The 13,741-nt window shown below is 70.3% G+C and carries 14 protein-coding genes and 1 tRNA gene; 5 read left to right on the top strand and 10 right to left on the bottom strand.

Going from position 1 to position 13,741, the window contains the following annotated elements; genetic code table 11:
- Nucleotides 1–186: 186 nt before the first annotated feature.
- From pcrA to ACOKR1_RS05435, 5 genes are all read right to left on the bottom strand, one after another.
- On the bottom strand, nt 187–2,709 hold the full coding sequence (pcrA, locus tag ACOKR1_RS05455) for a DNA helicase PcrA (protein WP_422935702.1): 2,523 nt from the start codon (nt 2,707–2,709) through the stop codon (nt 187–189).
- Nucleotides 2,710–2,803: 94 nt separating this feature from the next.
- A complete protein-coding gene (locus ACOKR1_RS05450; protein WP_422935701.1) occupies nt 2,804–3,127 on the bottom strand; it encodes a hypothetical protein in 324 nt (107 codons plus the stop codon).
- Nucleotides 3,128–3,155: 28 nt separating this feature from the next.
- Nucleotides 3,156–3,665: a DUF892 family protein gene (locus ACOKR1_RS05445; protein WP_415855599.1), complete on the bottom strand. Its 510-nt coding sequence runs from the start codon at nt 3,663–3,665 to the stop codon at nt 3,156–3,158.
- Nucleotides 3,666–3,822: 157 nt separating this feature from the next.
- On the bottom strand, nt 3,823–4,014 hold the full coding sequence (locus ACOKR1_RS05440; protein WP_422935700.1) for a hypothetical protein: 192 nt from the start codon (nt 4,012–4,014) through the stop codon (nt 3,823–3,825).
- A gap of 79 nt (nt 4,015–4,093) precedes the next feature.
- Nucleotides 4,094–4,912: an inositol monophosphatase family protein gene (locus ACOKR1_RS05435; RefSeq protein ID WP_422936560.1), complete on the bottom strand. Its 819-nt coding sequence runs from the start codon at nt 4,910–4,912 to the stop codon at nt 4,094–4,096.
- 35 nt (nt 4,913–4,947) lie between these two features.
- On the opposite strand from ACOKR1_RS05435, the gene ACOKR1_RS05430 reads away from it, so the two are divergent.
- The gene (locus ACOKR1_RS05430; protein ID WP_422935699.1) at nt 4,948–5,595 is read left to right on the top strand and encodes a hypothetical protein; all 648 of its coding nucleotides are present in this window, start codon (nt 4,948–4,950) and stop codon (nt 5,593–5,595) included.
- Here ACOKR1_RS05430 and ACOKR1_RS05425 read toward each other — a convergent pair.
- Complete coding sequence (locus ACOKR1_RS05425) at nt 5,552–6,367, bottom strand: DUF998 domain-containing protein (RefSeq protein ID WP_422935698.1); 816 nt, start codon at nt 6,365–6,367, stop codon at nt 5,552–5,554. The genes ACOKR1_RS05430 and ACOKR1_RS05425 overlap by 44 nt on opposite strands.
- Nucleotides 6,368–6,461: 94 nt before the next feature.
- Between ACOKR1_RS05425 and ACOKR1_RS05420 the strand changes: the two genes are divergently transcribed.
- A tRNA-Arg gene (locus ACOKR1_RS05420) sits at nt 6,462–6,535 on the top strand.
- Nucleotides 6,536–6,548: 13 nt separating this feature from the next.
- Entirely contained in the window at nt 6,549–7,109 is a 561-nt protein-coding gene (locus ACOKR1_RS05415; RefSeq protein WP_422935697.1) for a DUF6314 family protein, read from the top strand.
- Here ACOKR1_RS05415 and ACOKR1_RS05410 read toward each other — a convergent pair.
- The 4 genes from ACOKR1_RS05410 to ACOKR1_RS05395 are packed head-to-tail and all read right to left on the bottom strand — an operon-like array spanning nt 7,091 to nt 11,980.
- Nucleotides 7,091–8,239 (bottom strand): alkaline phosphatase family protein, encoded by a 1,149-nt coding sequence (locus ACOKR1_RS05410; RefSeq protein WP_422935696.1) that lies wholly within the window; start codon nt 8,237–8,239, stop codon nt 7,091–7,093. The two genes, ACOKR1_RS05415 and ACOKR1_RS05410, sit on opposite strands and share 19 nt — an antisense overlap.
- Nucleotides 8,236–9,525: an alkaline phosphatase family protein gene (locus ACOKR1_RS05405; protein ID WP_422935695.1), complete on the bottom strand. Its 1,290-nt coding sequence runs from the start codon at nt 9,523–9,525 to the stop codon at nt 8,236–8,238. Before ACOKR1_RS05405 ends, ACOKR1_RS05410 begins: the two co-directional genes overlap by 4 nt.
- Before the next feature lie 54 nt (nt 9,526–9,579).
- A complete protein-coding gene (locus tag ACOKR1_RS05400; RefSeq protein WP_422935694.1) occupies nt 9,580–10,026 on the bottom strand; it encodes an NUDIX hydrolase in 447 nt (148 codons plus the stop codon).
- Between the two features lie 52 nt (nt 10,027–10,078).
- Nucleotides 10,079–11,980 (bottom strand): ABC transporter ATP-binding protein, encoded by a 1,902-nt coding sequence (locus ACOKR1_RS05395; RefSeq protein WP_422935693.1) that lies wholly within the window; start codon nt 11,978–11,980, stop codon nt 10,079–10,081.
- A 275-nt stretch (nt 11,981–12,255) separates the two neighbouring features.
- Here ACOKR1_RS05395 and ACOKR1_RS05390 point away from each other — a divergent pair, with 275 nt between their 5' ends.
- Nucleotides 12,256–12,975: a hypothetical protein gene (locus tag ACOKR1_RS05390; RefSeq protein WP_422935692.1), complete on the top strand. Its 720-nt coding sequence runs from the start codon at nt 12,256–12,258 to the stop codon at nt 12,973–12,975.
- Nucleotides 12,972–13,706 carry a hypothetical protein gene (locus tag ACOKR1_RS05385; RefSeq protein WP_422935691.1) on the top strand — a complete coding sequence of 245 codons (735 nt, stop codon included), beginning with the start codon at nt 12,972–12,974 and terminating at the stop codon, nt 13,704–13,706. Before ACOKR1_RS05390 ends, ACOKR1_RS05385 begins: the two co-directional genes overlap by 4 nt.
- Nucleotides 13,707–13,741: the final 35 nt, after the last annotated feature.

Below are 13,741 nucleotides of genomic sequence, written 5' to 3'. Positions count from 1 at the left end.
GTAGTTCTGACATCGGATCACCGTGGTTCGCCAGCGGGAGCTCCCCCGTCGGCGGGCCCAGTGCTCCAAGGGGAAACTCTAGTCCCTCCCTGGGGGCGCCGTCCCTCCGAGCCCGGTTTCGTGACCAACCGCACAGCTCTACAACCCGTAGAATCCGCGGACGACGGCGCGGGGTGCGACGGTGGGTCAGCCCACCTTCGTCAGGGGTGCGTAGCGCAGGAGGAGCCGCTTCTCCCCGACCGAGAACGTCACCTTCGCGACGGTCTTGTCTCCCGAGCCCTCGACGCCGATGACGGTCCCGTCGCCGAACGCCGTGTGGTTGACCTTGTCTCCGACCGAGACGGAGATGACCTCTTTTTGCGGCTGCACGCGATTGGCGCGCACGGACGCGAGCGGGGAAGAGATCGCGTCGAACTGCGCGTTGCGGCTCGCCCCCGAGCCCCAGTAGGAGCCCGAGAATCGCGACGAGGAGCGGTCCCCCGCCGTCCCCACCGCGGGCGGCCGCGCCGAGCCCTCGCGCTTCCAATCGATGAGCTCGGCCGGCACCTCGCCGAGGAACTGGCTCGCGGGGTAGTACTCGCTCTGGCCCCACAGGCTCCGGACCTCCGAGCGCGTGAGGTACAGCCGCTCGCGGGCCCGCGTGAGGCCCACGTACGCGAGGCGCCGCTCCTCGGCGAGCTCCTCGGGATCGGTCGCGGAACGCCGGTGCGGGAACACGCCGTGCTCCATGCCGGTGAGGAACACGATCGGGAACTCGAGCCCCTTCGCCGTGTGCAGGGTCATGAGCGTGACGACGCCCTGCCGCTTCGCCTCCGCGACGGCCGCCTCGACCTCGGCAGCCGTGGCGCCCGGCGCGTCGGGGATCTGGTCCGCATCCGCGACGAGCGAAACCTGCTCGAGGAACTCCGAGAGCGAGCCCTCCGGATTGTCGCGCTCGTATTCGCGCACGACCGCGACGAGCTCGGCGAGGTTCTCGACGCGCGACTCGTCCTGGGGGTCCGTCGAGTTCCGGAGCGCGGCGAGGTAGCCGGTCTGCTCGAGGACGGCCTCGAGCGCAGCCACGGCACCCGAGCCCGCAGCGACGACGGCGAGGTCGTCGAGGAGCTTCACGAAGCCCTTGACCGCGTTGACCGAACGGGTCGCCATCGCGGGGGCCTCGTCGGCTCGGCGCATCGCGGCCATGAACGAGGTGCGGTCCCGCTCGGCGAGCGCGGCGATCGCGCCCTCCGCGCGGTCCCCGATCCCGCGCTTGGGCTCGTTGATCACGCGGCGGAGGTTGACGTCGTCGTCCGGGTTGACGAGCACGCGCAGGTAGGCGAGCGCGTCCTTGATCTCCTTGCGCTCGTAGAAGCGCGTGCCACCCACGACCTTGTACGGCAGCCCGACGCGCATGAGGATTTCCTCGAGGCTTCGGGACTGCGCGTTCGTGCGGTAGAACACCGAGACGTCACCCGGGCGGTAGTCGCCCGAGTCGACGAGCCGGTCGATCTCGCCCGCGATGAAGCGGGCCTCCTCGTGCTCGTTCTCGGCCGCGTAGCCGATGATCTTCTCTCCGTTGCCCGCAGCCGTCCACAGGGTCTTCTCGGGTCGATTGGGGTTGCGCGAGATGACCGCGTTGGCTGCGGAGAGGATGGTCTGGGTCGAGCGGTAGTTCTGCTCGAGCTTGATGGTCCGGGCTTCGGGGTAGTCCTTCTCGAACTCGACGATGTTGCGGATGTCCGCGCCGCGGAACGCGTAGATCGACTGGTCGGAATCGCCGACCACGGTGAGCTCCGATGCCCCGGGGCCCTCCCCCACGAGCTCCCGCACGAGCGCGTACTGTGCGTGGTTCGTGTCCTGGTACTCGTCCACGAGGATGTGCCGGAACCGGCGCCGGTAGCCGTCCGCGATCGCGGGGAACGCCCGGAACATGTAGACGGTCTGCGCGATGAGGTCGTCGAAGTCCATCGCGTTCGACTGCCGAAGCCGCTCCGCGTAGCCCTTGTAGACCTCGGCGACGCCGGCCTCGAACGGATCGCTCATGTTGGCCCGCGACGCGAAGTCGTCCGCGTCGATGAGCTCGTTCTTGAGCGCGGAGATCTTGTGCTGCACGGCCTTGGGCGCCACGCGCTTCGGGTCCAGCTCGAGCCCCTTGTGGACGAGGGTGATGAGCCTGAGCGAGTCAGCCGAGTCGTAGATCGAGAAGTTCGAATTGAGGCCCACGGAGGAGGCCTCGCGCCGCAGGATCCGCACGCACGAGGAGTGGAACGTCGAGATCCACATGCGCTTGGCGCGCTCGCCCACAAGGCCTTCGATGCGCTCCCGCATCTCCGCGGCAGCCTTGTTCGTGAACGTGATCGCGAGGATCTCGCCGTGGTGCGCGCGCCGGGTCGCGATGAGGTACGCGATGCGATGCGAGAGCACGCGCGTCTTGCCGGAGCCCGCGCCGGCCACGATGAGCAGCGGGCTCCCAGCATGGATCACCGCCTCGCGCTGCTGCGGGTTGAGCCCGTCGAGGAGCTGCTCGGCTTCCGCCGAGGGCTGAACGGCCGACGGCGGCACGAAAGACTGTGCGGCGGCTTCGGGATCGCTCGAGGCCCACGCGGGAGGCGCCATGCCTCCGCGATCCGGGGGCGCGCCGTGACTCTCGTCGCCGCCTTCCGGCTCTTCCGCGCCCCCGGGCGTGCCGGGCTTGGGCAGGTCAGCGTACGGGTCGAAGAGCATCTCCATGATGAGAGCTATTTTAAGTCCTCACCCCGGCACTCCGGCGCACCGCAGATTCGACTCAGTCCCGACACTCATGGCCCAACCCGCCCGCGCCGCCCTATTCGGCGGGAGGCTCCTTGCGCACGCCGTAGTGGTGGCCCTCCGAGTCAGTCTTGACGTCGATGCCTTCGAGCTCCTCGAACTCCTTGACGTCCTCGGGATTGTGCCCGTGCGCCTCGGCCTCGCGTGGATCGCGGTGCGCGGCTGGCCCGTAGACGCTGCGGAGACGGCCCATGGTCCGCATGAAATGGCCCACCTTCGAGTGCGGCGCGCCGGGCTCCTGCCTCGTGTGCCGCGGCGCCCCGTCCGCCGGCTGGATCGGCTCGCGCCCACCGTCGGGGTTCTCGACCCGCGGCTCGCCGTCGGTCGTCGATTCACTCATGGTTTCCTCCTCTCGACCTTCCGTCACATCAGTCCGTGGTCGCCTCGACCGTCTCGCTGCTCGCAAACACCTCGCGCGTCAGATCGAGCACGCGGTTCCGCGCGGACAGCAGGTCCACGAGGATCTTCTCGAGCCGGGACGCGATGCCCTCGTCGAGCCAATCCCGCGCGTAGTACGCGAGGGGCTCGTACGCGGCGAGCGCGCCGTACACGACCTCGAGTGCGAGAGGCAGGACGGCCAGGTCCATGATCGAGTTGTCCGTCTTGCGCAGCACGACGTGCGCCTCGTGGTCGAGGCCGTCCGCGGTGTGGCCCGCGGGCACCGCGACGTTGCGCTCCAAGTCGGCGAAGATGTCCTCCAGGACGGCCGCGTGGGAGCGCGCCGCCTCCTGAAGATCCCGCATGAGGGCGTTGACCTCGCGGCGCTGAGCGTGTTGCTCGAGCGTGCCAAGCGTCACGATGTTACGGCGGCTCGTACCGCGGGCGATCCCCAGCCGATAGACGAAGAGCTCATGAGCTTCAGTGAAGTACTCGAACACAGCGACCTCGCTTTCCGCGGCAGTGCCACGAGCGCGAGCACCAGGGCCGCCGGGCCCCGTCCAATGACTTCGTGCCGGGCATTGCCTGGGTCAATTTTCCCGCGAACCGCCAGAACCGGGCAATGCCCGGCGCTGTGGGGCCGCTCCGTGCCGCCGGCTAGGCTTCGGCGCTCCGATGCTGCTCGACCACGTCGGCCTCGTCCGCCTCGATGACCACGACCTCCTCGCTGTCGATGAGGCCGTCCTCCTCGTCCCAGATGGGCATGTCGGGCTCTACCGAGTAGTCCAGCGACGGGTCCTCTTCCTCGGTGAGGGCGTGGACCGGATCCTGGCCTTCTACGCTGACCATCGTGCTCCCTCCTTAGCCTTCGCCTCCGGGGTCACTCCAGCACAGCACCGCGCGAAGTGCAGGTCAAGGGCTCCCCGAGTCAGGCGAACTGGACCTCGGCGAGCGCGTCGAGGATCTCCCCGACCGCCGTCGTTCCGCCCGCGGCAAACCATGTGAGGCCGTTGACCACCACCGTGCCCGTGGTCCCGCCCGCCCCGCGGACGATCGCCTTGCCGGGCAGCCAGTCCCATTGGGGGCATGAATGCTGGAACCACGCGCCGATCTCGCCCTCTGCGACGCGGGCCAGATCGCACGAGCCCGAGCCGAGGATCCGGATCGAGGCGGCCTTCACGGCGGCGTTGTGCCACGGCATCGCCGAGAGCGGCTGCTCGAGCCACTTGGGCTGGATCGAGGTCGCCGTGCCGAGCAGTCCGAGGCGCGCGTCGTCGGGGCCCGCGAGCGGCTCGCCGTTGAGCGTCGACGGCGTACCGTCCCCGCCGACCCACAGCTTGTCCTCCTGCGGCTGGTAGATCGCGCCGAGTTGGACCTCGGGATCGGTCTCGCTCGTGCTTGCCTCGCCGCGCAGCGCAATCGCGGAGCACCAGTAGCGCGAGCCCGAGAAGAAGTTGTATGTGCCGTCCACGGGGTCGATGACCCACGTGCGGCCGGAGGTCGAGGGCACGGATGCGCCCTCCTCGCCGAACACGCCGTCGTCGGGGCGGCAACGCCCCAACTGCGCGACGACGTAGGCCTCGGCGGCCTTGTCGGCGGCCGTGACGATGTCGGAGACGGAGGTCTTCCGCTCCGCGGACAGCCCCTCGCGGCGCATGCGGAGGGCGAGACCCCCGGCGTTGCGCACGAGGGCGGCCGCGAGCGCGGCGTCGTCGAGGGAAGGGTCGAGGGCCAGGTCATGCGTCAGCTCGGGCACGGTAACCAGCCTACGATAATGGGAGCATGTCCAAGACCCCCGCCCAGCGCGCCCGCAAGCACGGTGACCGGGCCGCCGTCGCCCCTTCCGCGCGTCCCGGCGCCCGCGTTCCCGCCCAGCCGGCCGCCCCGAAGCCGCAGCAGGCGGAGGGCAACCCGAAGCTCATCATCATCGCCGCGCTCGGCGCGACTGTGTTCATGTTCTGGTATTTCCACCTGCTCACGCTCCCTCAGATGACCCAGCTCAGCGGCGGCCTTGCCATGCCGGACTCGATGGTCGCGGGCTTCACGCCGGCCTATGTCGAGCAGCTCCGCGGGGCGATGAACGCTGACGCACTCGGGCAGCTCAGCTACGTCCACAAGACGGCCGGCACGATCTTCGCGCTCGTGTTCGGCCTCGCGTTCGCCCTCGTGTTCGGCGCGTGGGTGCGCGAGCGGGCCGCGCGGTGGGCGGGATTCGCGCTCGTGGGGGCGTTCGTCGTCGTCCGCGTGGGGGGCAACGTGGCGATCGACACGGCGCTCGGTTCGCAGCCGTTCAGCGCGGGGCAGGCGATTCTGGCCGCGGTGCTCGTGGTCGCGGGCTGGGTCCTGTTCGCGCTCGTGCCGCTGCTCTGGGCCGCGTCCGCGGTGCTCAGCTCGCGCCGGAGGAGGGCTGCGGCGTCGCAAGCCGCCTGATCTCGGCGCGCGTCCGCCGCGCGCCGGATGCGATCACGGAGCCCATGATCGCGATCCCGAGCGTGATCGGGTAGACGATCGCGCGCTCGAGCGCACCCGGGTACGGGACCTGGAGATGCGTCACGACGAGGGCCACGGTGGCCACCGCGGCGATCCCGCCGAGGACGATGAGCACCCAGCCCGCGCGCGTCCGGCGCCGCCACTGCGCGCCGAGCACGATGAGCGCGAGCGCGGCGCTCGCGAAGTAGGCCAGCGCGGCGCCCCCGTGGATCCACTCGACGATGTCCTCCTGGACGAGCCCCACGACGATGAGCCCGACCCCTCCGACCCCGAAGAGGATGCGGACCGCGAGCGCCACGATCCCGCCGCGCCGCACGGCGGGGTGATCACGCGCAACCCGCGCCGTCCCTGCCGCCGAGACCGCCGCGGCGAGGCGAGCGTGCGCGCGGACGGACGGGCCGTGTGCGGCGACGCGCAGCACCGCCGTGGTGATGAGCAGCGCCGCCACGATGAGCCCGAGACCCTGGAGCACGAACGAACCGTCCATGAGCCAGTTGAGCGGCGAGCAGACGTACCGGCCGTAGTGGATGGCGCAGTGCGCCGCGCCGAGGTCGCTGATCACGTTCATGGCGTAGTTGTAGGCGCTCTCGCCCGCCCACGCGAGGGCCACGGCGGCCTCCGCGACGAAGAACTGGACCACGCTCACGGCAGACCAAGCGCCCAGATAGTGACGGACGTCCGCGGGGGCGGGGAAGGCATGCCTCGAGCGCATGAGGCAACCATAGCCGGGGGCACCGACGGCGTAGCGCAGCGTGCCGGTGCCGCGACCCGATATGCTTGAGAGCGTGCCCGGGAACCCCGGGCGGGCCCCCGTAGCTCAGTAGGATAGAGCGGCCCTCTCCTAAAGGGCAGGCCATCGGTTCGATTCCGGTCGGGGGCACTTGTCGTATCAGGTGGCTGATCTGGCGCTGTTCTTGCGCGGCACGTGGACGGTCGAGCGCACCATGCTGGACCGCTCGAGCGGCGCGCGCGGCAGCTTCTCCGGGACCGTCGTCTTCGAGGACGCGGACGACGGCGCCGCCCTCCTTCAGCGCGAACACGGCACCGTGCGCTGGGGAGACCACGAGGGGCCGGCGAGCCGCGAGTATGTGTGGCGGCCCGGCGACAACCCCAACACCATGGACGTCTTCTTCCCCGACGGCCGCTTCTTCCACCCGGTCCGGCTCGGCGGCACGGACTCCGGTCCCTCCGACGCCGCGGACTCCGAGCCAGCGGGATGGCACGCCGAGCACTGGTGCGACCCGGATCGCTACCGCGTCACGTACGCGGCCCTCGGTCCGGACGAGTTCCGCTACGAATGGGACGTCACGGGCCCGGCGAAGGATCTGCTCCTCACGAGCCTCCTTCGCCGGGCCCTCCACGGTGACCCGACGCCGGGGTGGACCCTCCCCCTGACGAGGGGCCACCTCCCACCCGGCGAAGGGTCAGCTCTCCCTCAGACGCCCTTGTTGTAGACGTCGAGGCCAAATCGGTTGAGGCCCGGGGTGCCCGCGTAGCCGAGGTACGGGAGGCCGAACAGGTCCTCGATGCTCGCGAGCAGGCTGTAGTGGTTGTAGGACGTCGTGGACCACGTCCCGCCCGCCGTGAACGGCGAGAGCACGAGCGCCCCGACCCGGCCGCCGCCGAGCCCCGTGATGCCCGGCAGCGGGGAGTTGGGCCCCGGTCCCTCGCCGCAGCACGCACTCGCATCCTGCTGGGGCCCGTCGGACTCGTCGAACGTGATGACGAGGACGCCGTCCTGCTTGAACGCCGGGGAGTTCGTGATGGTCGGCACCCAGTTCTTGAGCCACGCGTCCGCGGACGCGAGCCCGCCCGGTTCGCCGTTGACGCACGGCGCATCGTGGCCGTCGTGGCACAGGTTGGGGGTGATGAAGGAGACGCTCGGGGTCGTCGAGGCGGAGGCGAGATCGCCGCTCAGGGCGGAGAGGTCGACGTCGTTCGCGGCGCACGCCGGCGAGCCAATGATGCTCTGGAAGTACACGAACGGGTTGTGCCTGGCCGCGTACTGGTCGCCCACGCGGGCCTTCTGGGTGTCATCGACGGCGCCGAGCTGGGGGTGGCGGCACGGCGTGCCCATGTCCTCCATGTAGCCCTTCCACGTCTTCCCGGCCCCCGTGAGCTGGTCAGCCACGGTCGTGACCCCCTGCGGGTAGACGCAGCCGCTGCCCACGGCCTGCCCCTGCGGAGCCGTGCCCGTCTGGGCGAACGGCGAGTAGACCTGGCAGTCGCCCTGCGTTTGAGGGTTCGGGCCCTGGCCCGAGACCTGGGCGATGTAGTTGTCGAGCGAGTTGTGCCCGATCCCGTAGTACGAGTTGAGCAGCGCGCCCTGCGAGCGCAGCGTCTGCGAGAGGTATGGCGCCTGCGACGCCGGCCCCCACGTCTCGTCGAAGCCCTTGTTCTCGAGGTTGATGACGAACACGTGCGCGCTCGGCGGGAGGTAGCGCGGCGCCTGATCGTCGGCGGAGGCCTGCCCGAGGCCCGTGCGCACGAGCGCGACGGATGCGAGGGCGAGCACGGCGATGGCCGCGAGGACGACGGCGAGGGGCCGGCGCCGCGCGATCGCGGTGAGGGTGCTGCGGGTCATGAGAGCTTCCATCCTTCCGCGATGGCCTTCGCTTTGAGGGGGTGCCATTCGTCCTCGGGGTCGCCGCCGGGGAGCGGCGTGCAGGCGGCGCCTGCGACGAACGGAGGCACGAGGTACTGCGGCGCAGAGAGGTTCGGGGCAGACGCGAAGTCTAGGACCTCGGCGAGGTTGTTCGCGTTCGCGTCGCGGGGCGTGAGCGCGGGGAGGCCCCAGCGCCACTCGATCGCCTTGAGGACAGACGTGTGGTCGTAGACGCCGGAGGCCACGTTGGAGCGCCGGGCGTAGGGGGAGACCACGAGGGCGGGAACGCGGAAGCCGCGCAGGGCCGTCGTCGGGCTCGTGTCGGGGGCCGTGCCCGGGGCGACGTGGTCGAAGAAGCCGCCCCACTCGTCGAAGTTGACCACGAGGAGGGTACGCGACCATGCGGGCGAGGTCGTCACGGCGTGGTAGACCTCATTCAGGAACAGCTCGCCGGACCGGATGTCCGCGTGGGGGTGGTCGTCGCCCGAGGTGCCGGACCCCTCATCCATGAAGCGCGGATCGACGAAGCTCACCGAAGGCAGCGTGCCGGCCGAGCAATCGCTCAGGAATTGGGCGTACGGGGACGAGATCGGCAGGTACTTCGTGCCCCACAGGGCGAGGAACGGCACGTCGGAGAAGTAGTAACGGCCCGAAACGCCCGCGGCAGCGAGGCTGTCCCAGATGGTGGGCATCGTCGCGGTGGCCGTCGAATTGTGGGTCCGGTCGGTCTGCGCCGAGTGCTGGTAGAAGCGGTTCGGGTAGGTCTCCGCCATGACGGCGGCGTAGTAGTTGTCGCACACCGTCCATCCCGGGGCGGCTTGGGCCCAGAACTTGAGGTCGTCTGCCGTGTAGTAGCCGATCGCGAAGTCGTCGTTGTCGCCGGCGCGGAGCCATCCGTCGCATTTGCCCTTGTTGAACTCGATCCGCCCACCCTCGTACGAGTGGTCGGGGTCCGGATGGCTGCAGCCCTGGTAGTCGGTGAGGTGGTGGGTCCCGTGCGGGACGCCGTAGCGATCCACGTAGGTGAGCCCCGATTGCCGGCCGTTGCTTCCGGGAAGCCAGCCGGCGAAGTGATCGAACGAGCGGTTCTCCATCATCACGACGACGATGTGGTCGATCCCGGAGGCGGCCGGGGCGGGCAGGGCCGTGGGCGCGACGTTGGCCGCCAGCTGCGGTGCGGGGCCTTGGGCTGCGGCCGGAACGGCGGCCGCGCCCACCGCGGCCACGGCGGCCGAGGAAATGAAGTTGCGGCGAGAAATGGTCATGGCCACCTAGGTTACCGGTCAGTACGGCCTTTCGGGCCTGGTGTCACCAAGCGTTCACTCGGGGTTAGCGGACTTCTCACTCGGCTCCCAGCCGCGAGCCGAGGCGAGCGCGGGGAGAACGTGGTCGGTGAGGAGCGGCGCGAGGTCGGCGGGCAGCTCGGCCCCGAGGTCGAGCCACCGAAGCTCGGCGATCTCGGCGGACGCGCTGATCTCGGCGGGATCGTGCACGCCGGGGGCGCTGAAGACGGTGGCCTCGATGTCCGTGCCGGCCTCATTCGCGGCGCGTGCCACCCAGAAGCCAACATATTCCAGCGCGTCCGGCTCCACGTCGATCCCGACTTCCTCGGCAAGCTCGCGGCTCGCCGCCTCGGCGGCGCTCTCGCCCTGCTCGGGCTTGCCGCCTGGGTGCATGAACCGCTCCGTGCCACGCTTGCGCACGGTCAGGAGCCAGCCCTCACGCGAAAAGACGCAGACGGCTGAGACGACAATCCGGGAAGTCACCCCTCGAGGCTAGCGGCTTGCGCCCCGGGCGCGGGCTCCAACCGGCGGCGGGTCAGCTCGCGAGGTCAACCCCTGCGTCTTCCGCGATGGCGACGGCGTGGGCGAACTGGGTGTTGTACAGCTCGGCATAGCGGCCGTCGGCGGCGAGCAGTTCGCCGTGCGTGCCGCGCTCCACGATCCGGCCATCCTCGACCACGAGGATCTGGTCCGCGGCGCGGATCGTCGAGAGGCGGTGGGCGATCACGAGCGCCGTGCGGCCGTCAAGGGCCTCGGTGAGGGCGGCCTGGACGGCCGCCTCATTCGTCGAGTCGAGCGATGCCGTCGCTTCGTCGAGAATGACGACGCGCGGCTGGGCGAGGAGGAGCCGCGCAATCGTGAGTCGCTGGCGCTCGCCGCCCGAGAGCCGGTAGCCGCGCTCCCCCACGACTGTCTCGAGTCCGTCCGGGAGCGCTCGGACCATCGCGTCGAGCCGTGCACGACGCAGCGCGTCCCACAGTTCGTCGTCCGACGCGCCGGGCTGCGCGAGCCGCAGGTTTGCCTCGATCGACTCGTGGAACAGGTGGCCGTCCTGGGTGACCATCCCCACGGTTCCGCGGAGCGATTCGAACGTCGTGTCGCGCACGTCGACCCCGCCGATCCGCACGGCGCCCTCATCGACGTCGTACAGGCGCGCGATGAGCTGCGCGGTCGTCGACTTCCCGGCGCCGGAGGAGCCGACGAGCGCGACGGTCTGCCCCGGATCGACGCGGAACGAGAGCCCGTGGAGCACCTCCTCGCCGCCGCGCGCGTCGAGGACGGCGACCTCCTCGAGCGAGGCGAGGGAGACCTTGTCCGCGGAAGGGTAGGAGAAGCGCACGTCATCGAACTCGAGGGAGACCGGCCCGCCCGGGAGGGCCCGCGCGTCGTCCTTCTCTCGAATGAGCGGCACGAGGTCGAGTACCTCGTACACGCGCTCGAAGCTCACGAGCGCGCTCATGATGTCCACGCGCGCGTTCGAGAGCGCCGTGATGGGCGCGTACAGCTTGGTCAGGAGGAGCGCGAGGACCACGACGTCGCCTGCGGCCATCGTGCCGTTGACGGCAAGCCAGCCGCCCACGCCGTACACGAGGGCGAGCGCGAGCGAGGACACGAGCGTGAGGGAGGTCAGGAACACGAACGCGAGGACCGCGGAGCGCACCCCAATGTCCCGCACGGCCTTGGCCTTGAGCGCGAACTCGGCCGATTCGTCGGCCGGGCGCCCGAAGAGCTTGATGAGCGTGGCCCCCGGCGCGGAGAAGCGCTCCGTCATCTGGTTGCCCATCGCGGCGTTGTACTCGGCCGCTTCGCGCCGCATCTCGGCGATCTTCGCGCCCATGCGCCTCGCGGGGAGGAGGAACAGCGGGAGCAGCAGGAGCGAAAGGAGCGTCACGAGCCACGACTTCTGGACCATGACAGCGACCGTGAGGATGAGCGAGACGCTGTTGCTCACGATCCCGCTCAGCGTCCCCGCGAACGCGGATTGTGCGCCGATGACGTCATTGTTGAGGCGGCTCACGAGCGCGCCCGTGCGGGTCCGCATGAAGAACGCGATGGGCATCTTCTGCACGTGGTCAAACACCGCGCGGCGCAGGTCGAGGATGACGCCCTCGCCGATCACCGCGGAGAGCCAGCGAGCGAGGAGGCTCAGAGCGGCGTCCGCGATCGCGAGAATCGCGATGAGCACGGCGAGGAACGCGACGGGGCCGAGGCCACTTCGCGCCACGATCGCGTCGATGACCTGCCCCGCGAGGAGCGGCGTGGCGACCGAGACGGCCGCGCCGAGGATCGACACGACGAGGAAGACCAGCAGCCGCCATCTGTACGGTCTTGCGAAGCGCAGCACACGCCTGAACGTGGCCTTGTTGAACGGGGTGGGCCCTTCCTTGGCCTTACCCATCGCGTGCATGTAGCCCCATGCAGCCCGATCCATGCTCATGCGCCGGTCACCGCCCTTTCGCGAGTAAGGATAGGGCCCGGGCCCGACAATCCTGCGCGCGGTTCACCGAAGGCTGAGCGCCTGGCCCTGCCGGAGCGGCTGATCGGAACGGCTGGCCGGAGAAATTGAAACGCCCGCCGGCTCGCGATTGGGGGGTGCGCGAGCCGGCGGGCTTGTGTTCAAGCATAGACCACGCCCAGCGCATCGTAAAATCAAAGCCGTCGACATGCCGCTGCCCCGGGGACCCACCCCGGCGGCCTGAGAAAAGGTCCTGAATGTCCGTTTCCGCGATTGCTTTCCAACACTGGGTGAGCCAGCTGGCCCCCGGGTCGAGCACCGCGGACGTGTGCAGGCAGTCGGGGGTCAAGCGGAGCACGCTCGCCCAGCAGCTCGTCCGCGGCAAGGTCGCGGAGACCACGGTCGTCGCCGTCGCCCGCGCGTACGGGCGCAACCCGGTACTCGGGCTCGCCGAGTTCGAGCCCTACACCGAGCTCGCGGCGAGCCTCGCGCCGCCCACCGACGCCGAGGTCCTCAGCCAGACCCCCACGGCGCGGCTCCTCCGCGAGATCCTCGTCCGGGCCGGGAGCCAGTCCCCGCCGACCCCCGCCGGGCTGGTCGGCGAGGCGGCGGGCGTGCGGCAGTGGGTCGAGGCGATTGACGACGGCGAGCTCCGCCAGCGCGTGAGCGCCGCGGCAGGTATCGCCCCCCAGAACTACTCGGCGCAGCTGAGCGCGAACCGCCTCGCCCCCGAACTCGCGGTCCGCACCGCACGCGAGGCGGGGGTCGGCCTGCGCAATGGGCTCGTGGTCACCGGCCTCGTGACCGCCGAGGAGGCGGGGTGGCCGCCGTCGGCCGTCGAGGACGCGCTGTCCCGCCTGAGCGACGCTGAGCTCACGCTCCTCGCGGCCGAGCGCCTCGCGGCCCTGGGCCGCGGGCTCAAGCGCCAGGAGCACGACGACCGCGCGGACCGCCGAGCTTGGGAGCACCTCGGATGACGTGGCTTGCCTGGGCGACCTTCGCCGTCACCGCCGTCCTCGCGCTCGTGCGGGTCCCGGACGCCGTCCGCGGGCGGAACCGCTCGCTGTGCGCGTTCTTCGCGCTCCTCGCCTTCGCGATCCTCCTGAGCCTCCCCGGGCCGTACGTGGCCACCGATGCGTTGCTCGGCGGGCAGAACTTCGCGAATCTGCTGCTGCGCTTCATCATCTACGGCGTGGCCCTCCTGCTCGCACTCCGCGTCGCCGCCGCGTTCGCGGCCCGGCGGGCGGCACGCCTGCTCACGGGGCCGTGGGGGCTCGGCTTCCTCGCCGCGTGCTCGGCCCTCCTCGTGGTGAGCTTCGTCCTCTCGGGGCCCGGCGCCTCCGCAGCGGGCTTCATGGGCCACGACGTCTGGCCGTGGACGCCCCTGTACGGGACGCTCGGCCGCGTCTACCCCTCCTTCACGGGAATCGCGGTGCTCCCCGCGCTGTGGGGCGCCGCCGGCCGTCCTGGCCGCGCGTCCCTCAGAGTCGCGGCGGCGCTCCTCTGGGCGGGCTATGTCCTCCTGGCGATCTCCAACATCATCACCGTCCTCCCCGCCGAAGCGCTGTCACTGGCCCAGGCCATCAACTACGGAACCATCCTGTTCGTGTGCGCGGGGCTCGCCCTCGTGTGGCTTTCCTCGCTCGCGGCGCGACGTCGAGAAAAGGTTTCGGTGGGCCGTAACCGCGTAAAAAATCCACACTCTTGAGTAACGGGTTCACAAAATCATTACCGTGTGCCAGA

This window comes from Sinomonas sp. P47F7 (genome assembly GCF_049332655.1).
Lineage (GTDB): Bacteria > Actinomycetota > Actinomycetes > Actinomycetales > Micrococcaceae > Sinomonas.
This window is presented reverse-complemented; position numbering and strand designations above follow the sequence as displayed.

Bases quoted from the DNA above. Each gene is read 5' to 3' on its own strand.
- pcrA (WP_422935702.1), bottom strand. From the start codon at position 2,709: ATGGAGATGCTCTTCGACCCGTACGCTGACCTGCCCAAGCCCGGCACG.
- ACOKR1_RS05450 (WP_422935701.1), bottom strand. From the start codon at position 3,127: ATGAGTGAATCGACGACCGACGGCGAGCCGCGGGTCGAGAACCCCGAC.
- ACOKR1_RS05440 (WP_422935700.1), bottom strand. From the start codon at position 4,014: ATGGTCAGCGTAGAAGGCCAGGATCCGGTCCACGCCCTCACCGAGGAA.
- ACOKR1_RS05430 (WP_422935699.1), top strand. From the start codon at position 4,948: ATGTCCAAGACCCCCGCCCAGCGCGCCCGCAAGCACGGTGACCGGGCC.
- ACOKR1_RS05425 (WP_422935698.1), bottom strand. From the start codon at position 6,367: ATGCGCTCGAGGCATGCCTTCCCCGCCCCCGCGGACGTCCGTCACTAT.
- ACOKR1_RS05410 (WP_422935696.1), bottom strand. From the start codon at position 8,239: ATGACCCGCAGCACCCTCACCGCGATCGCGCGGCGCCGGCCCCTCGCC.
- ACOKR1_RS05405 (WP_422935695.1), bottom strand. From the start codon at position 9,525: ATGACCATTTCTCGCCGCAACTTCATTTCCTCGGCCGCCGTGGCCGCG.
- ACOKR1_RS05395 (WP_422935693.1), bottom strand. From the start codon at position 11,980: ATGAGCATGGATCGGGCTGCATGGGGCTACATGCACGCGATGGGTAAG.
- ACOKR1_RS05390 (WP_422935692.1), top strand. From the start codon at position 12,256: ATGTCCGTTTCCGCGATTGCTTTCCAACACTGGGTGAGCCAGCTGGCC.
- ACOKR1_RS05385 (WP_422935691.1), top strand. From the start codon at position 12,972: ATGACGTGGCTTGCCTGGGCGACCTTCGCCGTCACCGCCGTCCTCGCG.